This window comes from Streptomyces sp. Je 1-79, assembly GCF_025195125.1.
Classification (GTDB): Bacteria; Actinomycetota; Actinomycetes; order Streptomycetales; family Streptomycetaceae; genus Streptomyces.
The window spans coordinates 403,002-424,494 of sequence record NZ_JAMGSL010000007.1 but is presented as its reverse complement, the minus strand read 5'-3'; the positions used below and the strand labels follow the sequence as shown (position 1 = coordinate 424,494).

Sequence of the window (21,493 nt, the reverse complement as noted above, 5' to 3'; positions counted from 1 at the left end):
GCCCGTGAGGGGAGAAGCGTGCCCGAACGCCACCGACACCGAGCCGCCGCCGACGATGAGGGGGGAGGGGCGGGGGAGGGAGGGGGGAGGGGGCCCCCGGGGATCGTAGGCTGGTGGGGTGACGGACCGGAGCGAGGACGTGGGCGTGGACCAGGACCAGGACGTGGACTCGGGCGCGGGCACCGGCGCGAGTGACGAGGCCGCTGGGACGGAGCGGCCCGAGGCGCGGCTGGAGAAGGCCGTGCGGGTGGCCGAGCAGGCCCTGATCGAGTTCGAGATCGCCGTGGAGACCTTCCGCGTCGAGGTCGACAACTTCTCCCGGCTCCACCACCAGAAGCTGGGCCCCATGTACGCGCGGCTCGACGAGCTGGACGCTCAGATCGCCGAAGCGCGGGCGGCGCGCACCGGGGACCCGGAGGACCTGCGGCGGGCGCAGGAGGCGCGGGCCGTCGTGATGCCGATGCCGGGCGTCGAAGAGCTCTTCCACGACTGGATCGACTCCGAGGGTCTCTCCCCCGAGGCCGCCGCCATGCTGACTGGGCAGCCGGTGCAGCCGCCCAAGCGGGTCCGGCCCGGCGAGGAGGCCCGGAAGCTGTACCGCGAGCTGGCCCGCCAGGCACACCCGGACCTGGCGCGCGAGGACGACGAGCGCAAGCGGCGCGAGGAGTTCATCACCCGGGTGAACGCGGCCTACGCCCGCGGTGACGTCGCGCTGCTGCGCGAGCTGTCCGCGGAGTGGGCGGCCGGCCCCGTGCCCGAGCCGGAGCGGCTCAGCGAGAGCGAGGAGCTGTACGCGCGCCTCGAGTGGCTGACGCAGCGGAAGGAGCTGCTGACCCTGGTGGCGCGGGAGCTGGAGGAGAGCGCGATCGGCGCGATGCTGCGGATGGCGCCCGACGACCCCGACCGGCTCCTCGAGGAGATCGCCGAGCAGCTGCTCGCGCAGGTCTCCGAGCGCGAGACGGAGCTGGCCGCGCTGGTGCGGTAGGTGCAGTAGGTTTCACAGAGCTCGAGCCCCGTCGAGCCGTTCGTACGAGAGAAGGCCTGTCCCATGAACTTCGCCCCGCTCCCCTCGGTGGACGTGGCTTCCGTGCCTGCCGACGCCCTGGTGCTGGACGTCCGTGAGGACGACGAGTGGGTGGCCGGTCATGCCGAGGGTGCGCTGCACGTGCCGATGAGCGACTTCGTGGCGCGCTTCGGTGAGGTGACGGAGGCTGTGGCCGATGGGCGTCGCGCGTTTGTGATGTGCCGGGTCGGTGGCCGGTCGGCGCAGGTCACGCAGTATCTGGTGCAGCAGGGGATCGACGCGGTGAACGTCGACGGCGGCATGATCGCCTGGGACGCGGCCGGTCGGCCGGTGGTGACGGAGGCCGGCGCCCCCGGCTTCGTGGCCTAGGGGCTCCGGGTTTCGTGGTCTGGGCGCAGCTTGTTTCGTAGCCCTGAGCGCCCCGGCTTCGTGGCCTGGGGCGCCGGTCTCGGGGCGGCTCCCGGAGGGCTTCCGAGTGGATCTGCGGCGGGGGTCAGCTGAGGGAGTGGGCGGCCAGCAGGTCGCCCAGGGCCTCTTCGTGGGCTGCGGCCGGGCCGAGGGAGAGTTCGAGCTGCTTGGCCCAGGCGTGGTAGCGGTGCAGCGGGTAGTCGGTGTCGGCTCCGAAGCCGCCGTGGAGATGTTGGGCGGTCTGCACCACGCGCCGTACGCCTTCGGAGGCCCAGATCTTGGCGACGGCGATGTCCGCGGCGGGCGGCAGTGGTCCCCCGGCTCCGGTGCTGATGCGCCAGGCGGCCTGCCAGAGGGTGACCTCCATGGCCCGCAGGTCGATGTAGCGGTCGGCGGCCTGGACGGCGACGGCCTGGAAGGTGGCCACGGGGTGGCCGAACTGTTCGCGCTTGCCGGTGTATTGGCTCGTCATGGAGAGGACGTTCTCGCCGAGGCCGAGAGCGAGGGCGCATGTTCCGGTGGCGAGGACGCCGCGGAGCCAGTCCCAGGCGCCGTCGGCGTCGATGACGTCGGAGCTGTCGAGGCGTACGGAGTCGAGGCGTAGTTCGGCGAGGAGTTCGCCGCTGGTGGAGTACTGCTCGGCCAGGGTGACGCCCGCGTGGGTGCGGGGGAGCAGGGCGAGGACGTTCTGGCCTTCGGTGGTGTGGGCGGGGACGGCGATGCGGTCGGCGCCGTGGGCCCAGGGGACGGCGCTCTGCAGGCCGTCGAGGACCCAGTCGGTGCCGTCGCGGTGGGCGGTGACGGAGAGTTCGGCGGGGTCGTGGCCCGTGCTGCCGTTGGAGGCGGCGGTGAGGACGAGTTCGCCGCGTCCGACGCGGGGGAGGAGTTCGGCCGCGGTGCGCGCGTCGGCGTAGCGCTGGATGGTCATGGCGACCGCGCTGGTCTCCAGGAGGGGGACGCGGGCGAGGACGCGGGCGGATTCGCGCAGGACGAGGCACAGCGCGATGGTGTCGAGGCCCGCGCCGTCGTGTTCGGGGGCGAGGACGAGGCTGAGCAGGTCGGCGGCGGCGAGGCGGGACCAGAGCGGGCGGTCGAAGTCGTCGGCGACGGCTCCGGGGGTGAGCGCGGGGCTCGGTACGGCGTCGGGTGTGACGCCGGCGAAGACCGCTTTGGCCGCCTCTACGGCCGCCTGCTGTTCCTCGGTGAAGGTGAAGTCCACGGCCATGCCCTCCCGTTGCCTGTCTGACGGACCGTCAAGATAGAACAGGTTCTAGGCGGAAGGGAATGGGCGCGGGGGGACGGTCAGCGGTCGAAGTCGAGCTCCACTTCCGCGGTGGCCGGGTGGGACTGGCAGGCAAGGACGTATCCGGCCTCGGTCTCCTCCGGCTCCAGCGCGAAGTTCCGGTCCATGCGTACGTCACCTTCGACGAGGAAGGCGCGGCAGGTGCCGCATACGCCGCCCTTGCAGGCGTAGGGGGCGTCGGCGCGGGCGCGGAGCACCGTGTCGAGCAGCGTCTCGCCCTTCTGTACCGGCCAGTTGCCGGAGCGGCCGTGCAGGGTTGCGGTCAGCGTGGCGTGGACGGGGGCGTCCGAGGTGGGAGCGGCTGCCGGTGCCGAGCCGTCGTCGACGTGGAAGATCTCCTGGTGGATCCGGGAGCGGTCGACGCCGAGTCCGCGCAGGGTGCGTTCGGCGGCCTGGACGAGGCCGAACGGGCCGCACAGGAACCAGCCGTCGATGTCGTCGACGGGCAGGAGGGCGGGGAGCAGGCCGGTGAGCCGCTCCTGGTCGAGCCGTCCGGACGGGAGGCCGGCCTGCTGCTCCTCGCGGGAGAGGACGGTGACGAGCTGGAAGCGGTCGGGGAAGCGGTCCTTGAGGTCGGCGACGTCGTCGAGGAACATCGTGGAGGAGGCGGTGCGGTCGCTTCGGACGAGGCAGAAGCGGGCGTCCGGTTCCTGGGTGAGGAGGGTGGCCGCCATCGACAGGACCGGGGTGATGCCGCTGCCGCCGACCACGGCGGCGAAGTGTCCGGCGCGGGGCGTGAGGGTGAAGCGGCCCATCGGCTCCATGACCTCGACGGTGTCGCCGACGGCCAGTTCCTTCAGGGCGTACGTGGAGAACTCGCCGCCGTCGACGAGCCGGATGCCGACGCGCAGGACGGGCTCCTGGCCGGTGGGGGCCGCGGGTGCGCAGATCGAGTACGTGCGGCGGATCTCCTCGCCGTCCCGCGCGGTGCGGCGCAGGGCGAGGTGCTGTCCGGGGGTGTGGCGGTAGAGGTCGCGGAGTTCGGGCGGGACCGCGAAGGTGACGGCCACCGAGTCGTCCGTGAGCTGCTCGACCTCGCTCACCCGGAGCGGATGGAACTCAGCCCGTCCGGAGCGTGAGGACTGCATCTACAACTCCTTGAAGTGGTCGAACGGTTCGCGGCAGGCGGTGCAGCGGCGCAGGGCCTTGCACGCGGTGGAGGAGAACCGGCTGAGCAGTTCGGTCTCGGTGGAGCTGCAGTTCGGGCAGCGGATCGCCAGGGTGAGCGGTATGGGGCCGTCGGCGGGGCCTTGGGGGCGGGGCGGGGCGATGCCGAACTCGGCGAGTTTGCGGCGCCCTTCGTCGCTGATGTCGTCGGTGGACCAGGCGGGTGCGAGGACGGTGACGACGGAGACCTCGGGGACGCCGTGGTCGTGCAGGGCGCGCTCGATGTCCGAGGACATCGCCTCGATGGCGGGGCAGCCGGTGTAGGTCGGGGTCAGCTCGACCTCGACGCGGCCGGGGCCGAGGACCTGGACGCCGCGGAGCACGCCGAGCTCTTCGAGGGTGAGGACGGGCAGTTCGGGGTCGGGGACGGCGCCGGCGATCCGGCTCAGTTCCCGCTCGAGGTCCGTCATGGTCGTCACCATGTCGCCCCCGGGTGGCTGCGGTGCAGGTGCTGCATCTCGGCGAGCATGCGTCCGAAGGACTCGGTGTGCAGGCCCTGCCGGCCGGCTCCCGCGCGCCAGGCGCCGGTGTCCGGTCCGCTCGGGACGATGAGGGTGGCCCGTTCGAGGACGGTGGTGACCGAGTCGAGCCAGGCGGCGCGCATCGCTTCGTGGTCCACGCCGAGGCCTTCGACGGGCTGGAACAGCTCGCCGGTGTAGCGCCAGAGGGCGTCGCAGGCGTGTTGCATGCGGGTGTGGCTCTCGTCGGTGCCGTCGCCGAGGCGCAGGGTCCAGTGCTCGGCGTGGTCCTGGTGGTAGGCGACTTCCTTGACGGCCTTCGCCGCGAGTCCGCTCAGGGGGCCGTCGCCGGCGGCCAGCTGTCCGTACAGGAGCCGCTGGTAGGTGGAGAAGTAGAGCTGGCGGGCGATGGTGTGGGCGAAGTCGCCGTTGGGCTGTTCGACGAGCTGGGCGTTGCGGAAGGCCCGCTCCTCGCGGAGGTAGGCCAGCTCGTCCTCGTCCCCGACGAGGGAGAGCAGGATGCGCGCCTGGCCGAGGAGGTCGAGCGCGATGTTGGCGAGGGCGACCTCTTCTTCCAGGACGGGGGCGTTGCCCGCCCACTCCCCCAGCCGGTGGGAGAGCACGAGGGCGTCGTCTCCGAGGGCCAGGGCGGCCGCGGTGATCGCGGCGGTGTCGGCCGGGGCGGCGGTGTCGGTGGTCTCGTTCACAGGTGCTTCACCCCCTCGGGGATCTCGTAGAACGTCGGGTGCCGGTAGGGCTTGTCCGCCGACGGTTCGAAGAACGGGTCCTTCTCGTCGGGCGAGGAGGCGGTGATCGCGGCGGAGGGGACCACCCAGATCGAGACGCCTTCGTTGCGGCGGGTGTAGAGGTCGCGGGCGTTGCGCAGGGCCATTTCGGCGTCCGGTGCGTGCAGGCTGCCGGCGTGGGTGTGGGACAGTCCGCGGCGCGAGCGCACGAACACCTCCCACAGGGGCCATCCGTCGGTGGTCATGCCCGTGCCTCCCCGTTCGTGTGCTGCTGTGCTGCCGTGTGTTTGCCGGCGTATGCCGCGGCGGCTTCCCTGACCCAGGCGCCGTCCTCGTGGGCCTGGCGGCGGCGGTCGAGCCGCTGTTCGTTGCAGGGGCCGTTGCCCTTGAGGACGTCCCAGAACTCGGCCCAGTCGATGGGGCCGAAGTCGTAGTGCCCGCGCTCCTCGTTCCACCGGAGGTCCGGGTCGGGGAGGGTCAGTCCGAGGGCTTCGGCCTGCGGGACGGCGATGTCGACGAACCGCTGGCGCAGTTCGTCGTTGGAGTGCCGCTTGATCTTCCAGGCCATGGACTGCGCGGAGTGCGCCGACTCGTCGTCGGGCGGGCCGAACATCATCAGCGAGGGCCACCACCAGCGGTCCACCGCGTCCTGTGCCATGGCGTGCTGCGCCTCGGTGCCCTGGGAGAGGGCGAGGAGCGCTTCGTACCCCTGTCGCTGGTGGAAGGACTCCTCCTTGCAGACACGGACCATGGCGCGGGCGTACGGACCGTAGGAGCAGCGGCAGAGCGGGACCTGGTTGGTGATCGCCGCTCCGTCCACGAGCCAGCCGATGGCGCCGACGTCGGCCCAGGTCAGCGTGGGGTAGTTGAAGATGGAGGAGTACTTCTGGCGGCCGGAGTGGAGCTTGTCGAGCAGCTCGTCGCGGCTGGTGCCGAGGGTCTCCGCCGCGCTGTACAGATACAGCCCGTGGCCGGCCTCGTCCTGGACCTTGGCCATGAGGATGGCCTTGCGGCGCAGCGAGGGCGCGCGGGTGATCCAGTTGGCCTCGGGCTGCATGCCGATGATCTCGGAGTGGGCGTGCTGGGCGATCTGGCGGACGAGGGAGGCCCGGTAGGCGTCGGGCATCCAGTCGCGTGGCTCGATGCGCTCGTCGGCGGCGACGGCGGCGTCGAACACCGCCTCGTAGGCGGCCTGGGCCGCTGCCGCGGCCGCCGTCTCCCGCTCGCTGTGCGCGGCCGCCCGCGTGCTGTGCGCGTCCGCGGTCACTGCGGTCGCTGCCGTCCCTGCCGTCATCGCACTCCCTACCGACCGATCGTTCGGTTGAATCTCTTCAATGGTCGGTCGGCGGCCCGTATGGTGTCAACCCTGTGGATAACTGAGGGTGAATCGAACGGGATCGGGGCGGGATGGAAGCGCAGGACGACTTGGGCGCGGACGCGAAGCGCCATCCGCTCGGACCGGGACCACGAGCGGGCGCCGGGATCGCCTCGCTCTCCCTTCCGTACCAGGTCGTCGCGGCTGTCGCGCTGGCTGTCGTCGGGGTTCTCGGCTGCGCCCACCTCGCGATGGTGTTTCTGCATGTCGCGCCGTCGAACACGCTGACCAAGCAGCACGGCGAGGCGGTCGACGACTGGGTGTATCCCGAGTTCGAGCAGAACTGGAAGCTCTTCGCCCCGAACCCGCTCCAGCAGAATGTCGCCGTCCAGGTCCGTGCCCGGGTGGCCGGCGCGGACGGTGCCGCGCGCACGACGGGGTGGATCGATCTGACCGCGCAGGACGCCGAGGCGATCCGCGGCAGCCTGGTGCCCAGCCACGCGGAACAGAACCAGCTCCGCCGGGCCTGGGACTTCTATCTGAACTCCCACACCGAGGACCACCGGCCCAACGGTCTGCGCGGTCGGCTCTCCGAGAGCTACGTCCGCCGCATCGTCATGCTCCGTCTCGACGAGCAGCGACTCGGCGGCGTCGTGGAGCGGATCCAGCTCCGCTCCGCCACGCGCGCCGTTCCCGCGCCGTCGTGGAGCAACGAGAAGATCGGCACGGAGCCTGTCCACAGGGAGCTTCCGTGGTGGACGGTGAGTGCGGCTGACCTGCCGGACGGCGCGCGCGCGGACGGGGCGCGCGGGGACGAGCGTACGGAGGCAGGCCGGTGAACCGATCCTTCGACCACCAGCACGCCGACGGCACTGACGGCACTGACGGCCCCGAGAGCACCGGCACCCCCGAGAGCACCGGGAACCCCGAGAGCGCCCGGAACCCAGACAGCACCGGCACCCCCGAGAGCACCCGGAACCCAGCCAGCATCGAGAACCCCGAGAGCGCCCCGAACCCCGACAGCACCGTGAAGGCCGAGAGCGGCCGGAGCGCCCGGAAGGCGCCGCCGGCGGCGGCCCGCGAGCCGTTCGACCGGCGGCTCGCCCGGGCCGTGCAGCGGGTCACGGCCTCGGCCCTCGGCCCGTACCAGAGCGCGATCGTCCGGATCGGCTTCTCCCTCACCTGGCTGCTCTTCCTGCTCCGCGAGCTGCCCCACCGGCATGAGCTCTACGGCCCCGACGGCCCCTGGTCGTGGGAGATGGGCCGGAAGCTGATCGCCCAGAACGACGCGTTCACGGCGCTGGTGTGGTGGGACGGCGCGTTCTGGTTCGAGGCCGTCTACGCCATCGCCGTGCTCTCCGCCGTCCTGCTGCTGCTCGGCTGGCGCACCCGTGCCATGTCGGTGGTCTTCATGGTCGGGGTGCTGTCACTGCAGAATCGCTCCGTCTTCGTGGGCGACGGCGGCGACAACGTCGTCCACCTGGCCGCGATCTATCTCGTCCTGACCCGCTGCGGCCAGGTCTGGTCCCTCGACGCCCGCCGGGCCGCCCGCGACGCGCGCGAGGCGGCGGAGGGCCGGGAGCCCCGCCGTGACGTCGTCGGCCCGCTCCTGTGGACGGTGCTGGGCGGCTTCCTGCTCGTCGCGACGTACTTCTCCGACGTCACCGGCTCGCCGTGGCTCCTGGTGCTGCTGTGGGTGCTGTGGGTGGCACAGGCGCTGTGGTGGGCCGTGTGCCGCTATGCGCCGGGTGAGCCGCGCACCCTCCTCGACGTCCTCGCCAACCTCGCCCACAACGCCACGCTCGTCGTGATCATGGCCGAGGTCTGTCTGATCTACGCGACGGCCGGCTGGTACAAGATCCAGGGTTCGCGCTGGCAGGACGGCACCGCGCTCTACTACCCGCTCCAGCTGGACTACTTCGCCCCCTGGCCCGCCCTGTCCGACCTGCTCGGATCCAGCGGTTTCCTGGTGCTGGTGCTGACCTACGGCACCGTGCTGATCCAGGTCGCCTTCCCGTTCACCCTGTTCAACCGCAAGGTCAAGAACGTCCTGCTGGTCGCGATGATGCTGGAGCACGCCGGCATCGCCGTCCTGCTCGGACTGCCGCTGTTCTCGCTCGCGATGATCTCCGCCGACGCGGTGTTCCTGCCGACGGCGTTCCTGGTGTGGCTGGGCGCGTGGGTCGGGCGCGGCAGGGACAGGCTGCTGTCCCGTCCGCGCGGCAGGCTGCCCGAGCAGCGCCGTACGGGCGAGGAACCCGCCCCCCGTACCCTCGTGGGGTGAGCACCGCAGAACAGTCCGAGCCGATCCAGTACGACGACGGGTACGCCCCCGAGGTCGGTGTGGGGCCGCATCCGCTGCCCTGGCCGGACGGCGAGCGCTACGACCGGGAGCTGCTCACCGGCGGGGATCGGCGCAATGTCGTCGACCGGTACCGGTACTGGACACGGGAGGCGATCATCGCCGACCTGGACACCCGGCGTCACGACTTCCATGTCGCGGTCGAGAACTGGGGCCACGACTTCAACATCGGCTCGGTGGTGCGGACCGCCAACGCCTTCCTGGCGAAGGAGATCCACATCGTGGGGCGGCGGCGCTGGAACCGTCGTGGGGCGATGGTCACCGACCGCTACCAGCATGTGCGCCATCACCCGGACACCGAGTCGCTGACCGCGTGGGCGGCGGCCGAGGGCGTGCCGATCATCGGCATCGACAATCTGCCGGGTGCGGTACCGCTGGAGCGGACCGTCCTGCCGCGCCGCTGTGTGCTGCTCTTCGGTCAGGAGGGACCGGGTCTGACCGAGGAGGCCCGCAAGCACGCGGAGATGGTCTGCTCGATCGCCCAGTTCGGTTCGACCCGGTCGATCAACGCGGGGGCCGCGGCGGCGATCGCGATGCACGCGTGGGTGCAGCGGTACGCCGAGATCACGCCGGGCGGATGACCGGTGGGGCTCGCGGAGGCCCGTGGGCCCCGCGAGCCCCAGAGATCACGCCTGGCGGCGGACCTCCACCACCCGGAAGCGGTTGGCGACGAACGCTCCGTCGCACAGGGCCGCGTTGGCGGCGGGGTTTCCGCCGGAGCCGTGGAAGTCGGAGAACGCGGCCGTCTGGTTGACGTAGACCCCGCCCGTCAGGTTCAGCGAGAGCTGGGCCGACTCCTCCAGACAGACCTCCTCGACGGCGCGCTCGGTCTCGGCCGAGGTGGTGTACGCCCCGACCGTCATCGCGCCCTTCTCGCGGACCGTGCGCCGCAGCAGCTCCAGCGCGTCGGCGGTCGAGTCGACCGAGACGGCGAAGGAGACCGGGCCGAAGCACTCGGAGAAGTACGCGGCGTCCACGTCCGCCCCTTCCCAGTGCTTCCGTGCGCCGTCCAGCTTGACGATGACCGGCGTACGGACGACGGCGTCCGGGAAGTCCGGGTGCGCCACCTCGCGGGAGGGCAGCGCCACCTCGCCGAGGCCCGCGGCTGCTTCCAGGCGCGCCTTCACGTCCGGGTTGACCAGGGCGCCGAGCAGGGCGTTCGCCCGGGCGTCGTCGCCGAGCAGACCGCCGACCGCCGCGGCGAGATCGGCGACCACCTCGTCGTACGACCTGGGGCCGGCGTCGGTGGCGATGCCGTCGCGGGGGATCAGCAGGTTCTGCGGGGTGGTGCACATCTGGCCGCTGTACAGCGAGAGGGAGAACGCCAGGTTGGAGAGCATCCCCTTGTAGTCGTCGGTGGAGTCGACGACGACGGTGTTGACGCCCGCCTTCTCCGTGTAGACCTGGGCCTGGCGGGCGTTGGCCTCCAGCCAGTCGCCGAAGGCGGTGGAGCCGGTGTAGTCGATGATCCGGATCTCGGGGCGGACGGCCAGGGTCTTGGCGATGCCCTCGCCGGGCCGCTCGACGGCGAGCGCGACCAGGTTCGGGTCGAAGCCGGCCTCGGCGAGGACCTCGCGGGCGACGCGGACGGTCAGCGCCAGCGGGAGGACGGCGCGCGGGTGCGGCTTGACCAGGACCGGGTTGCCCGTGGCGAGGGAGGCGAAGAGGCCCGGGTAGCCGTTCCAGGTCGGGAAGGTGTTGCAGCCGATGACGAGGGCGATGCCGCGCCCGACGGGCGTGAACGCCTTGGTGAGCTCCAGCGGGTCCCGCTTGCCCTGAGGCTTCGACCAGTCGGCGCTGCCCGGGGTGCGGGTCTGCTCCGCGTACGCGTACGCGACCGCTTCGAGACCGCGGTCCTGGGCGTGCGGTCCGCCGGCCTGGAGCGCCATCATGAAGGCCTGGCCGCTGGTGTGCATGACGGCGTGCGCGAACTCGTGGGTGCGGGCGGAGATCCGGGCGAGGATCTCCAGGCAGACCAGGGCGCGGACCTCGGCGCCGGCGTCGCGCCAGGCGCTCATGCCGACGCGCATCGCGGGCAGCAGGACGTCGATGTCGACGTGTGGGTACTCGATACCGAGGGCCGGGCCGTACGGCGAGACCTCGTCACCGGTCCAGCCGTCCGTGCCGGGCTGGTCCAGCTCGAAGCGGGCGTTCAGCAGCGCCTTGTACGCCTCGAGACCGGCGGCGGCGTCCAGCGAGCCGTTCTCGCCGTAGGCCTTGGGGTGCTCGGGGTGGGGCGACCAGTAGGCGCGGGTGCGGATGGTGTCGAGAGCCTGGTCGAGTGTGGACCGGTGCTTCTCGGCCAGGGCGTCGGTGGTCAGCTGAGCGGCGGCCATTGCAGGACCAACTCCTCGTCGAGCTAGATCGATTCGGCGCGCGTAGCGCTCCACGACGGGTGGTCGTGGGAGACGGGTGGGCAGCGAAGGACTGACAGAGTTAGAGTAACCGAACGATCGGTCGGGACAAGGGGGTCTGTCGAAGCTGTGGACAACCCATCGGGGAGGATCAGTCGTATGACCGCCAATGTGAGCGACTCCACGCCGGACGACGCGCCGGACGCCGGGTCGGACGCGGCGCGGGACGCCGGTACCGGCGCCCTCGACCGGAGCCGTACCGTCGCCGTCGTCGGCACGGGAACCATGGGCCAGGGAATCGCGCAGGTCGCCCTGGTCGCCGGACATCCCGTACGGCTCTACGACACCGCCCCCGGCCGGGCCGAGGAGGCCGTCGCGGCCCTCGTCAACCGCCTGGACCGCCTGGTCGAGAAAGGCCGGATGGACAAGGCCGACCGCGACGCGGCCGTGGCCCGGCTGCACGCCGCGGCCCGCCTGACGGAGCTGGCCGACGCCGCGCTCGTCGTCGAGGCCATCGTCGAGCAGCTCCCGGTCAAGCGGCAGCTGTTCGCCGAGCTGGAGAAGATCGTCGGTGACGACACCCTGCTCGCCACCAACACCTCCTCCCTCTCCGTCACGGCGATCGCGGGAGGGCTGCGGCTGCCCGGCCGGTTCGTCGGACTGCACTTCTTCAACCCGGCGCCGCTGCTGCCGCTCGTCGAGGTCGTCAGCGGCTTCGCCACCGACGCCTCGTCCGCCACGCGCGCGTACGAGACCGCCAAGAGCTGGGGCAAGACGCCGGTGCGCTGCGCCGACACCCCCGGTTTCATAGTCAACCGGATAGCCCGGCCCTTCTACGCGGAGGCGCTGCGGGTCTACGAGGAGGGCGCGGCGGACCCCGCCACGATCGACGCCGCGCTGCGCGAGTGCGGGGGGTTCCGCATGGGCCCCTTCGAGCTGACGGACCTCATCGGCCAGGACGTGAACGAGGCCGTCACCCGGTCCGTCTGGGACTCCTTCTACCAGGACCCCAAGTTCACGCCGTCCCTCGCGCAGCGGCGCCTGGTGGAGTCGGAGCGCCTCGGCCGCAAGTCGGGGCACGGCTGGTTCCCGTACGGAGAGGGCGCGGCGGCCCCCGAGCCGCACACCGCGCCGCCCGCCGAGCCGCCGGCCTCGGTGACGGTCCAGGGCGACCTCTACCAGGCGCGCGCCCTGGTGCGGCGGATCGAGGCGTCCGCCGTCGTGGTCGACCTCGCCGACGACGCCGTGCCGGGTTACCCGGGCTGGATCGAGCTGCCCAGCGGCACCCGGCTCTTCCTCGCCGACGGGACCTCGGCCGACGACGCCGAGATGCCGGTCGTCCACTTCGACCTGGCGCTGGACTTCGCCACCTGCGAGCGGATCGTGCTCGCCCCCGCCGCGACCGTGGACGAGCGCTCCCTCCAGGAGGCGACCGGGCTCTTCCAGGCGGCCGGGATGAAGGTCAGCGTCATCCGGGACGTCCCCGGCATGATCGTCGCCCGCACGGTCGCGATGCTCGCCGACTTCGCGTTCGACGCCGCCACGCGCGCGGTGGCCGACGCCGACGACATCGACACGGCCATGCGGCTGGGTGTGAACTACCCGCGAGGGCCTCTCGCATGGGGCGAGGAGCTGGGGGTCGGCTGGGTCCTGGAGACCCTCTCGAACCTCCACGAGGAGTACCCGACGGGCCGCTACGCCCCTTCGCAGGCGCTGCGCCGCCGCGTCGCCGCGGAACATGCCGCGGAGGCGCGGCGGGAACGGGAGGCGGCCGGTGACGAGCACGCGGCCGCGCGCGTGGCCGGTGAGGAGGCGACGGCATGACGACCGCGAAGCGCGACACGTACACGCCTGAGACGCTGCTCTCCGTCGCCGTGCAGGTCTTCAACGAGCGCGGCTACGACGGCACGTCCATGGAGCACCTGTCCAAGGCCGCCGGGATCTCCAAGTCCTCGATCTACCACCATGTCGCGGGCAAGGAGGAGCTGCTGCGGCGGGCCGTCAGCCGGGCCATCGACGGGCTCTTCGGGATCCTCGGCGAGCCGGGCGCGGGGCGCGGGCGGGCCATCGAGCGGGTCGAGTACGTCACCCGGCGCACGGTCGAGGTCCTGATCGCGGAGCTGCCGTACGTGACGCTGCTGCTGCGGGTCCGGGGCAACACCGACACCGAGCGCTGGGCGATGGAACGCCGCAGGGAGTTCGACCACAGGGTGGCCGACCTGCTGAAGGCGGCCGTGGCCGACGGTGACCTGCGGGCGGACGTGGACATCAAGCTCGCCACCCGGCTGCTGTTCGGCATGATCAACTCGTTGGTGGAGTGGTACCGGCCGCTGCCCGGCGCTCACGCCGAGCGCGAGCAGCTCGCCGACACCGTGGCCCACCTGGCCTTCGACGGGCTGCGGACGGCCCGCTGAGGGCTGCCCACGGCCGCGTGGGCCCCGCTGCCGGTGAGGCGCCGTCCGCGCCCGCCGAACCGCTGCTGGGCGCCCGTGCGGCCCAAGGGGCCCGAACCACTGCTGGGCGCCCGTCCGGCCCAAGGGGCCCGGCGGGTTCTGTGGTGCGCCCGCCGGGGCCGCCTTCTCAGTGGTCCGGGTCGAGGTCCGTCTCCTCGAAGACCAGCAGCGTGCGGGTGGAGAGCACCTCGGGGATCGACTGGAGCTTGGTGAGCACCAGCTCGCGCAGGGTCCTGTTGTCCGGTGTGTGGACCAGGAGCAGGACGTCGAAGTCCCCGCTGACGAGCGCGATGTGCGCGGCGCCGGGCAGGGCCTGGAGCTGTTCGCGCACGGTCCGCCAGGAGTTCTGGACGATCTTGAGCGTGATGTAGGCGGAGGCGCCGTGGCCCGCGCGCTCGTGGTTGACACGGGCGCTGAAGCCCCGGATCACCCCGTCGTCGATCAGCCGGTTGATCCGTGCGTAGGCGTTGGCGCGGGACACGTGCACCCGTTCGGCCACGGAACGTATCGAGGCGCGGCCGTCCGTCTGCAGGATGCGCAGGATGTCCCGGTCGATCGCGTCGAGCGGTCGGGCCGGCGGTCCCTGCTGTGCTCCGGCCGGACTCTGGGCCAGGGCCTGCTCCCAGCCGTCGGCCATTTGTTCATCCGCCATGTCCCCCCGCCTCTCATCCATGGACGACATGTCTCCATCCCAGGCTGTGGAGAACCGTTTGTCCACAGGCTGAGGGTGCCTGTAGCCAAATTGCCTCCACGACCGAACAATCGGTAGGTGAGGCGCACACCACACTCGCGCCACCCGCCTTCGGGTCTTATGCCCGCTCCCACGAGGAGGTGGACTCGTTGCAACAGCGCAGTTCGACAGTCCAAGAGCCGCCCGGTGTCGCTCCTGCCTACCGGCCCACCCCGCCCCCGGCGTGGAAGCCGCGCACCGACCCCGCCCCGCTGCTGCCCGACGCCGAGCCGTTCCGTGTCCTCGGTACGGACGCGGTGGCCCAGGCCGACCCCGAGCTGCTGCGGCGGCTCTACGCGGAGCTGGTCCGCGGCCGCCGGTACAACGCACAGGCCACGGCGCTCACCAAGCAGGGCCGGCTGGCCGTGTACCCGTCCACGACCGGGCAGGAGGCCTGCGAGGTCGCGGCCGCCCTGGCGCTCGAGGACCGGGACTGGCTCTTCCCCTCGTACCGCGACACCCTCGCGGCCGTCGCCCGCGGCCTGGACCCGGTCCAGGCACTGACGCTGCTGCGCGGGGACTGGCACACCGGGTACGACCCGCGTGAGCACCGCATAGCGCCGCTCAGCACCCCGCTGGCCACCCAGCTGCCGCACGCGGTCGGGCTGGCCCACGCCGCCCGGCTCAAGGGCGACGACGTCGTCGCGCTCGCCATGGTCGGCGACGGCGGCACCAGCGAGGGCGACTTCCACGAGGCGCTGAACTTCGCGGCCGTCTGGCAGGCCCCGGTGGTCTTCCTCGTGCAGAACAACGGCTTCGCGATCTCCGTGCCGCTCGCCAAGCAGACGGCGGCCCCCTCGCTGGCCCACAAGGCCGTCGGCTACGGCATGCCGGGCCGGCTCGTCGACGGCAACGACGCGGTCGCCGTCCACCAGGTGCTCACCGAGGCCGTGGCACGCGCGCGGCGGGGCGGCGGACCGACGCTGGTCGAGGCCGTCACGTACCGCATCGACGCCCACACCAACGCCGACGACGCGACCCGCTACCGCGGGGACAGCGAGGTCGAGACCTGGCGTGCCCACGACCCGATCCAGATCCTGGAGCGCGAGTTGACGGAGCGCGGGATCATCGACGAGGACCGCAAGCGGGACGCGGCGGAGGCGGCCGAGACGATGGCGGCGGCGCTGCGCGAGCGGATGAACGCCGAGCCCGTCCTCGACCCGATGGATCTGTTCGCGCACGTCTACGCGGAGCAGACGGCACAACTGCGCGAGCAGGCGGCGCAGCTGCGGGCCGAGCTCGACGCCGAGAGCGAGGCGTGATGACGACGGCGCAGAAGACGGCGGACAAGGCCACGGCCAAGCCCGCCACCATGGCGCAGGCCCTTCAGCGGGCCATGCGCGATGCGATGGCCGAGGATCCGACCGTCCATGTGATGGGCGAGGACGTCGGCACGCTCGGCGGTGTCTTCCGGGTCACCGACGGCCTCGCCAAGGAGTTCGGCGAGGACCGCTGCACGGACACCCCGCTGGCCGAGGCGGGCATCCTCGGCACGGCCGTGGGCATGGCCATGTACGGGCTGCGGCCGGTCGTGGAGATGCAGTTCGACGCCTTCGCGTACCCGGCGTTCGAGCAGCTGATCAGCCATGTGTCCCGGATGCGGAACCGCACGCGGGGCGCGATGCCGATGCCGCTGGTGATCCGTGTGCCGTACGGCGGCGGGATCGGCGGTGTCGAGCACCACAGCGACTCGTCCGAGGCGTACTACATGGCGACGCCGGGTCTGCACGTCGTGACCCCGGCCACGGTCGAGGACGCGTACGGGCTGCTGCGGGCGGCCATCGCCTCCGACGACCCCGTCGTCTTCCTGGAGCCCAAGCGGCTCTACTGGTCGAAGTCCGACTGGCGGCCCGAGGCGCCGACGCCGGTGGAGCCGATCGGCAAGGCGGTGGTGCGGCGCAGCGGCCGCAGCGCGACGCTGATCACGTACGGGCCGTCGGTGCCGGTCTGCCTGGAGGCGGCGGAGGCCGCCCAGGCGGAGGGCTGGGACCTGGAGGTGGTCGATCTGCGCTCGCTGGTGCCGTTCGACGACGAGACGGTCTGCGCGTCGGTGCGGCGCACCGGCCGGGCGGTCGTGGTGCACGAGTCGACCGGGTTCGGCGGGCCGGGCGGGGAGATCGCCGCGCGCGTGAGCGAGCGCTGCTTCCATCACCTGGAGGCGCCGGTCCTGCGGGTCGCCGGGTTCGACATCCCGTATCCGCCGCCGATGCTGGAGCGGCACCACCTGCCGGGCGTGGACCGCGTGCTCGACGCGGTGGCGCGGCTGCAGTGGGAAGCGGGGAACTGATGGCCCAGGTGCTGGAGTTCAAGCTGCCCGACCTCGGTGAGGGGCTGACCGAGGCGGAGATCGTGCGCTGGCTGGTGAACGTGGGCGACGTCGTCGCCATCGACCAGCCGGTCGTCGAGGTGGAGACCGCCAAGGCGATGGTGGAGGTGCCCTGCCCGTACGGGGGTGTGGTGACCGCCCGCTTCGGCGAGGAGGGCACGGAACTGCCGGTCGGCGCCCCGCTGCTGACGGTCGCGGTGGGAGGTACGGCGCCGGCGGACGGCGCGTCGGCGGTGTCGGCGGCGCCCGGAAAGCCCGCGGCGTCGGCGGCGGACGCCGAGTCCTCCGAGTACTCCGGCAACGTGCTCGTCGGGTACGGCACGGCCGGTCCGGCGGCCAGGCGCCGCCGGGTGCGCCACGCCGGCCCCGGGGTGACGGCGGGCGGCCGTACGGAGGCGAAGGCTCCGGCCGCGCCCCAGGCCCAGGCTCCGGCCGCGCCCCAGGCCCAGGCTCCGGCCGCGGTGGTCCAGACTCCGGTGGCTCCGGTGGCCCCCGAGGGCCCCGTGCCGGTGATCTCGCCGCTCGTGCGGAAGCTGGCCCGAGACAAGGGCATCGATCTGCGCGAGGTGCGCGGGTCCGGTCCGGAGGGGCTGATCCTGCGGGCGGACGTGGAGTCGGTCCTGGCCGCGGCCGAGACCGCGGCCGAGACCGCGGCCGCCCGCCCGGCTCCGGCCGCCGCGCCGGCTCCCGTGGCCGTCGCCGCGGCCGGTGAGCGGGTTCCGTTGCGCGGCATCCGCGGCGCGGTCGCCGACAAGCTGTCCCGCAGCCGTACGGAGATCCCGGACGCCACCTGCTGGGTCGACGCCGACGCGACCGAACTCATGGCGGCACGGGCCGCGATGAACGCGGCGGGCGGCGCGAAGATATCGCTGCTCGCACTGCTCGCCCGGATCTGCACCCATGCGCTCGCCCGTCACCCGGAGCTCAACTCCACGGTGGACACGGCGGCCCGGGAGATCGTCCGGCTGCCGTCCGTGCACCTCGGGTTCGCGGCGCAGACCGAGCGCGGTCTGGTCGTCCCCGTGGTCCGGGACGCGGGTACGCGGTCGGCGGAGTCGCTGACGGCGGAGTTCGCGCGGCTGACGGAGGCCGCCCGGCAGGGGACGCTGACGCCGGGTGATCTGACGGGTGGGACGTTCACCCTGAACAACTACGGGGTGTTCGGGGTCGACGGTTCCACGCCGATCATCAACCACCCGGAGGCGGCGATGCTCGGGGTGGGGCGGATCATCCCCAAGCCGTGGGTCCACAACGGCGAGCTGGCGGTCCGCCAGGTCGTCCAGCTGTCGCTGACCTTCGACCACCGGGTCTGCGACGGAGGCACGGCGGGCGGCTTCCTCCGCTACGTCGCCGACTGCGTCGAGCATCCCGCGGTACTGCTCCGCACGCTCTGACGCCGGCGCACGCTCTGAAGTCGGCCGACTGCGTCGTGCGCCCCGCGGTCCCGTGCCGCACGCTCTGACGTCGAGCCGACTGCGGGCCTCGCCCGCGCCCCGCCGTCTCACCCGTCTCCCTGGGTGAGACGGCGGGGAGCTTTGCGGGGGGCGGCGGATCATACTGCTGGGATGACGACCTCGTATGACGCCATCGTCCTCGCCGGCGGTGCCGCGAAGCGGCTCGGCGGCGTGGACAAGCCGGCGGTGCGGGTCGGGGGGCGGGCGCTGCTCGACCGGGTGCTCGCGGGGTGCCGGGGGGCCCGGCGCACCGTGGTCGTCGGCGGGCGCCGGGCGACCGTACGGCCCGTGGTGTGGGCCAGGGAGGATCCGCCCGGCGGGGGACCACTGGCCGCGCTCGACGCCGGGGTGCGCGAGGCCGGGGCCGATGTGGTGCTCGTCCTCTCCGCCGATCTGCCGTTCCTCGACGAGGGGACCGGCCGGCGGCTGCTGGGAGCCCTGGCCGCCGCGCCCGAGGCCGAGGCGGCCCTCCTGGTCGACGCGGGCGGCCGGGACCAGCCGCTGGTCGCCGTCTACCGCACCGGGGCCCTCCGCCGTGAGCTGGCTCTCATCGCCACCGCGCACGGCACCCTCTCCGGTCTCCCCCTGCGTCTGCTCACTCAGGGACTGCGCGTCGTCCGGGTCGCCGCGGAACCCCTCGCCTCCTTCGACTGCGACACCTGGGAGGACATCGCCACGGCCCGGGCCCGGATCAGGGAGCATGGGAACGTGCTGGACGAATGGATCACCGCAGTCAAGGACGAACTGGGCATCGAGATCGACGTCGACACCGGCGTCCTGCTCGATCTGGCCCGGGACGCCGCCCACGGGGTAGCCCGCCCCGCCGCGCCGCTGACCACGTTCCTGGTCGGCTACGCCGCGGGCAGGGCGGCCGACGGCGGCGGCGGTCCCGAGGCGGTCGCCGAGGCGGCCCGCAAGGCCGCCGCCCTCGCGAACCGCTGGGCCGCCGAAGCGGAGCGGGACGCGGCCGGATGACCCCTCAGGAGCGCGCGGCCCAGACGGAGTCCGGGGCTGACGACGACGGTGTGGACGAGGTCCTCGCCCTCGTCGCGCCGCCGCGCGGCGCGCGACCCCGGTCCGACGAAGAGCACCGCGCCACCGCCTGGCCCGCCGCGCGGGCTGTCGCCGCGCGCGCCGGTGCGGCCGTCGGGGCGGCGCGTACACCCCTCCGTACGCCTCTCGGGCAGGCGATGGGCCAGGTGCTCGCCGAGCCGCTGAGCGCGCTCACCGATCTGCCGTCCTTCGACACCTCGGCCATGGACGGCTGGGCGGTCGCCGGCCCGGGCCCCTGGCAGATCCGTACGGAAGCGGCCGTTCTCGCAGGTCACGACGGGGTGTCCGCCCTGGACGACGGTACGGCGGTACGGATCGCCACCGGCGCCCACGTGCCTCCGGAGACCACGGCGATCATTCGCAGCGAGCACGCCCGCACCGACGCGAGCGGCCATCTCCACGCACGGCGCGAGGTCGTGCCCGGCCAGGACATCCGTCCCCGCGGCCAGGAGTGCCGTGCCGGGGACCGGCTTCTGCCGGCCGGGACCCAGGTGACCCCCGCCGTCCTCGGTCTCGCCGCCGCGGCCGGGTACGACGAGCTGCCGACGCTCGCCCGCCCCCGGGTGGAGGTCCTGGTCCTCGGCGACGAGCTGCTGACGACCGGACTCCCCCAGGGCGGGCTGATCCGGGACGCCCTCGGCCCCATGCTCGGCCCCTGGCTGAACGCGCTCGGCGCCGAGGTGCTCGCCACCCGCCGGATCGGCGACGACGCCGACGCCCTGGCGGCAGCGGTCACCGACTCCCCCGCCGATCTGGTGATCACCACCGGTGGCACGGCGGCGGGCCCTGTCGACCACGTCCACCCCGTGCTCGCGAAGGCGGGCGCGGTGCTGCTCGTCGACGGGGTGAAGGTCCGCCCCGGCCATCCGATGCTCCTCGCGCGTCTGGACGCGGGCCGGCACCTGGTCGGGCTGCCCGGCAACCCGCTCGCCGCCGTCTCGGGCCTGCTCACCCTGGCCGAGCCGCTGCTGCGGGCCCTGGCCGGAGCGCCGCTTCCCGCGCCGTACCGCGCGCCCGTGCGGGCCGAGGTCCACGGGCACCCGCACGACACCCGGTTGGTCCCCATCGTCCACCAGGGCGACGAAGCCGTTCCCCTGCACTACAACGGCCCGGCGATGCTCCGAGGGATCGCCGTCGCCGACGGGATGGCCGTGGTGCCCCCCGGGGGAGTGCGGTCCGGGGACTCCGTGGAGATTCTCGATCTTCCCTGGCCGATGGCTCCGGCCCACGGCGCCTTCCAGGGAGGATGTTTCACGTGAAACTCCCCAGCCGTGACGTCATGGCCCGCCAAGCGGACGAGAAGACGTCCCCCTCCCGAATCCGGATGCCCCGGCGCGTCGTCGAGAAGCCTCTGCGGCAGGTGACCAAGCGGCTGTTGATGGCTCTCGGCGTGCTTGCCCTGACGACCATGATCGTCTACCTCGACCGCGACGGCTATCACGACAACGCCAATGGCACCCTGGACTTCCTCGACTGCGCCTACTACGCGACCGTCACCCTCTCCACCACGGGGTACGGCGACATCGTCCCGTACAGCGACTCGGCGCGGCTCGTGAACATCCTGCTGGTCACGCCCCTGCGCGTGCTGTTCCTGATCATCCTGGTCGGTACCACTCTCGAGGTCCTCACCGAAAGGACCCGGGAGGAGTGGCGGCTGAATCGCTGGAGGTCCACCTTGCGAGAGCACACCGTCGTCGTCGGCTTCGGCACGAAGGGCCGCTCCGCGATCCAGACGCTCTGCGCGACGGGGCTGCGGAAGGAACAGATCGTCATCGTCGACCCCTCCACCAAGGTGATCGAGACGGCGAACGCGGACGGCTTCGTCGGCGTGGTCGGCGACGCCACCCGCAGCGACGTACTGCTCCGCGCCGAGGTCCAGAAGGCCCGTCAGATCGTCATCGCCACCCAGCGCGACGACACGGCCGTCCTGGTCGCGCTCACCGCACGGCAGCTCAACAGGGGCGCGAAGATCGTCGCCGCCGTCCGTGAGGAGGAGAACGCGCCGCTGCTGCGCCAGTCCGGCGCGGACGCCGTCATCACCAGCGCCAGCGCGGCCGGACGGCTTCTCGGGCTCTCGGTGCTCAGCCCCAGCGCCGGCACGGTCATGGAGGACCTGATCCAGCAGGGTTCGGGGCTCGATCTGGTGGAGCGGCCGGTCATAAAGGCCGAGGTGGGCAAGAACGTGCGGGAGACCGAGGACCTGGTGGTCAGCGTGTTGCGCGGGCACCGGCTGCTCGGTTACGACGATCCGGCGGCCAGCCCGCTGCAGTTGACGGACCGTGTGATCACGATCGTCCGGGCCGCGCCCGTCACGCCGCTGTCGACGCCGCCCGAGTAGCC

General features: G+C 72.5%; 21 protein-coding genes. 13 read left to right on the top strand and 8 right to left on the bottom strand.

The window, feature by feature from the left end:
• Positions 1-163 precede the first annotated feature (163 nt).
• Together M5362_RS17115 and M5362_RS17110 are read left to right on the top strand one after the other, a co-directional pair.
• Positions 164-985: a hypothetical protein gene (locus M5362_RS17115; protein WP_260228497.1), complete on the top strand. Its 822-nt coding sequence runs from the start codon at positions 164-166 to the stop codon at positions 983-985.
• A 63-nt stretch (positions 986-1,048) separates the two neighbouring features.
• Complete coding sequence (locus M5362_RS17110; protein ID WP_260228413.1) at positions 1,049-1,393, top strand: rhodanese-like domain-containing protein; 345 nt, start codon at positions 1,049-1,051, stop codon at positions 1,391-1,393.
• 124 nt (positions 1,394-1,517) lie between these two features.
• Here the strand turns inward: M5362_RS17110 and M5362_RS17105 are convergent, their stop codons facing one another.
• The 6 genes from M5362_RS17105 to paaA all read right to left on the bottom strand — a co-directional run bounded on the left by M5362_RS17105 (position 1,518) and on the right by paaA (position 6,400).
• Entirely contained in the window at positions 1,518-2,651 is a 1,134-nt protein-coding gene (locus M5362_RS17105) for an acyl-CoA dehydrogenase family protein (RefSeq protein WP_260228496.1), read from the bottom strand.
• 83 nt (positions 2,652-2,734) lie between these two features.
• Entirely contained in the window at positions 2,735-3,823 is a 1,089-nt protein-coding gene (locus M5362_RS17100; RefSeq protein WP_260228412.1) for a 2Fe-2S iron-sulfur cluster-binding protein, read from the bottom strand.
• Positions 3,824-4,321, bottom strand: coding sequence for a 1,2-phenylacetyl-CoA epoxidase subunit PaaD (paaD, locus tag M5362_RS17095; RefSeq protein WP_308354882.1), 498 nt, complete (start codon positions 4,319-4,321; stop codon positions 3,824-3,826).
• Positions 4,318-5,067: a 1,2-phenylacetyl-CoA epoxidase subunit PaaC gene (gene paaC, locus M5362_RS17090; RefSeq protein ID WP_260228410.1), complete on the bottom strand. Its 750-nt coding sequence runs from the start codon at positions 5,065-5,067 to the stop codon at positions 4,318-4,320. Before paaC ends, paaD begins: the two co-directional genes overlap by 4 nt.
• Positions 5,064-5,351: a 1,2-phenylacetyl-CoA epoxidase subunit PaaB gene (gene paaB, locus M5362_RS17085; RefSeq protein WP_260228409.1), complete on the bottom strand. Its 288-nt coding sequence runs from the start codon at positions 5,349-5,351 to the stop codon at positions 5,064-5,066. The genes paaC and paaB overlap by 4 nt, the downstream gene beginning before the upstream one ends.
• Positions 5,348-6,400 carry a 1,2-phenylacetyl-CoA epoxidase subunit PaaA gene (gene paaA / locus M5362_RS17080; RefSeq protein ID WP_260228408.1) on the bottom strand — a complete coding sequence of 351 codons (1,053 nt, stop codon included), beginning with the start codon at positions 6,398-6,400 and terminating at the stop codon, positions 5,348-5,350. Before paaA ends, paaB begins: the two co-directional genes overlap by 4 nt.
• A gap of 113 nt (positions 6,401-6,513) precedes the next feature.
• Here paaA and M5362_RS17075 point away from each other — a divergent pair, with 113 nt between their 5' ends.
• The 3 genes from M5362_RS17075 to M5362_RS17065 all read left to right on the top strand — a co-directional run bounded on the left by M5362_RS17075 (position 6,514) and on the right by M5362_RS17065 (position 9,364).
• On the top strand, positions 6,514-7,260 hold the full coding sequence (locus M5362_RS17075) for a DUF5819 family protein (protein WP_260228407.1): 747 nt from the start codon (positions 6,514-6,516) through the stop codon (positions 7,258-7,260).
• A gap of 188 nt (positions 7,261-7,448) precedes the next feature.
• The gene (locus M5362_RS17070) at positions 7,449-8,705 is read left to right on the top strand and encodes an HTTM domain-containing protein (RefSeq protein WP_374214485.1); all 1,257 of its coding nucleotides are present in this window, start codon (positions 7,449-7,451) and stop codon (positions 8,703-8,705) included.
• Positions 8,702-9,364 carry a TrmH family RNA methyltransferase gene (locus M5362_RS17065; RefSeq protein WP_260228406.1) on the top strand — a complete coding sequence of 221 codons (663 nt, stop codon included), beginning with the start codon at positions 8,702-8,704 and terminating at the stop codon, positions 9,362-9,364. The genes M5362_RS17070 and M5362_RS17065 overlap by 4 nt, the downstream gene beginning before the upstream one ends.
• A 45-nt stretch (positions 9,365-9,409) precedes the next feature.
• Here the strand turns inward: M5362_RS17065 and paaN are convergent, their stop codons facing one another.
• Positions 9,410-11,119 carry a phenylacetic acid degradation protein PaaN gene (gene paaN / locus M5362_RS17060; protein ID WP_260228405.1) on the bottom strand — a complete coding sequence of 570 codons (1,710 nt, stop codon included), beginning with the start codon at positions 11,117-11,119 and terminating at the stop codon, positions 9,410-9,412.
• 177 nt (positions 11,120-11,296) lie between these two features.
• Between paaN and M5362_RS17055 the strand changes: the two genes are divergently transcribed.
• Both M5362_RS17055 and M5362_RS17050 read left to right on the top strand, forming a co-directional pair.
• Complete coding sequence (locus M5362_RS17055) at positions 11,297-12,961, top strand: 3-hydroxyacyl-CoA dehydrogenase (RefSeq protein WP_261366027.1); 1,665 nt, start codon at positions 11,297-11,299, stop codon at positions 12,959-12,961.
• The gene (locus M5362_RS17050) at positions 12,958-13,551 is read left to right on the top strand and encodes a TetR/AcrR family transcriptional regulator (RefSeq protein WP_260228404.1); all 594 of its coding nucleotides are present in this window, start codon (positions 12,958-12,960) and stop codon (positions 13,549-13,551) included. The genes M5362_RS17055 and M5362_RS17050 overlap by 4 nt, the downstream gene beginning before the upstream one ends.
• A gap of 166 nt (positions 13,552-13,717) precedes the next feature.
• Here M5362_RS17050 and M5362_RS17045 read toward each other — a convergent pair whose 3' ends face one another.
• Positions 13,718-14,227: an Lrp/AsnC family transcriptional regulator gene (locus M5362_RS17045; protein WP_260228492.1), complete on the bottom strand. Its 510-nt coding sequence runs from the start codon at positions 14,225-14,227 to the stop codon at positions 13,718-13,720.
• A gap of 194 nt (positions 14,228-14,421) precedes the next feature.
• On the opposite strand from M5362_RS17045, the gene pdhA reads away from it, so the two are divergent.
• From pdhA to M5362_RS17015, 6 genes are all read left to right on the top strand, one after another.
• On the top strand, positions 14,422-15,582 hold the full coding sequence (pdhA, locus tag M5362_RS17040; RefSeq protein ID WP_374214480.1) for a pyruvate dehydrogenase (acetyl-transferring) E1 component subunit alpha: 1,161 nt from the start codon (positions 14,422-14,424) through the stop codon (positions 15,580-15,582).
• The gene (locus M5362_RS17035) at positions 15,582-16,607 is read left to right on the top strand and encodes an alpha-ketoacid dehydrogenase subunit beta (protein WP_260228402.1); all 1,026 of its coding nucleotides are present in this window, start codon (positions 15,582-15,584) and stop codon (positions 16,605-16,607) included. The genes pdhA and M5362_RS17035 overlap by 1 nt, the downstream gene beginning before the upstream one ends.
• The gene (locus tag M5362_RS17030; RefSeq protein ID WP_260228401.1) at positions 16,607-18,040 is read left to right on the top strand and encodes a dihydrolipoamide acetyltransferase family protein; all 1,434 of its coding nucleotides are present in this window, start codon (positions 16,607-16,609) and stop codon (positions 18,038-18,040) included. Before M5362_RS17035 ends, M5362_RS17030 begins: the two co-directional genes overlap by 1 nt.
• Before the next feature lie 171 nt (positions 18,041-18,211).
• Positions 18,212-19,075: a DUF6457 domain-containing protein gene (locus M5362_RS17025; RefSeq protein WP_260228400.1), complete on the top strand. Its 864-nt coding sequence runs from the start codon at positions 18,212-18,214 to the stop codon at positions 19,073-19,075.
• Positions 19,072-20,412: a molybdopterin molybdotransferase MoeA gene (locus M5362_RS17020; protein ID WP_260228399.1), complete on the top strand. Its 1,341-nt coding sequence runs from the start codon at positions 19,072-19,074 to the stop codon at positions 20,410-20,412. The genes M5362_RS17025 and M5362_RS17020 overlap by 4 nt, the downstream gene beginning before the upstream one ends.
• Positions 20,400-21,491, top strand: a complete 1,092-nt coding sequence (locus tag M5362_RS17015) for a TrkA family potassium uptake protein (protein ID WP_260228398.1) — start codon at positions 20,400-20,402, stop codon at positions 21,489-21,491. Before M5362_RS17020 ends, M5362_RS17015 begins: the two co-directional genes overlap by 13 nt.
• The last annotated feature ends 2 nt before the right edge of the window (positions 21,492-21,493 follow it).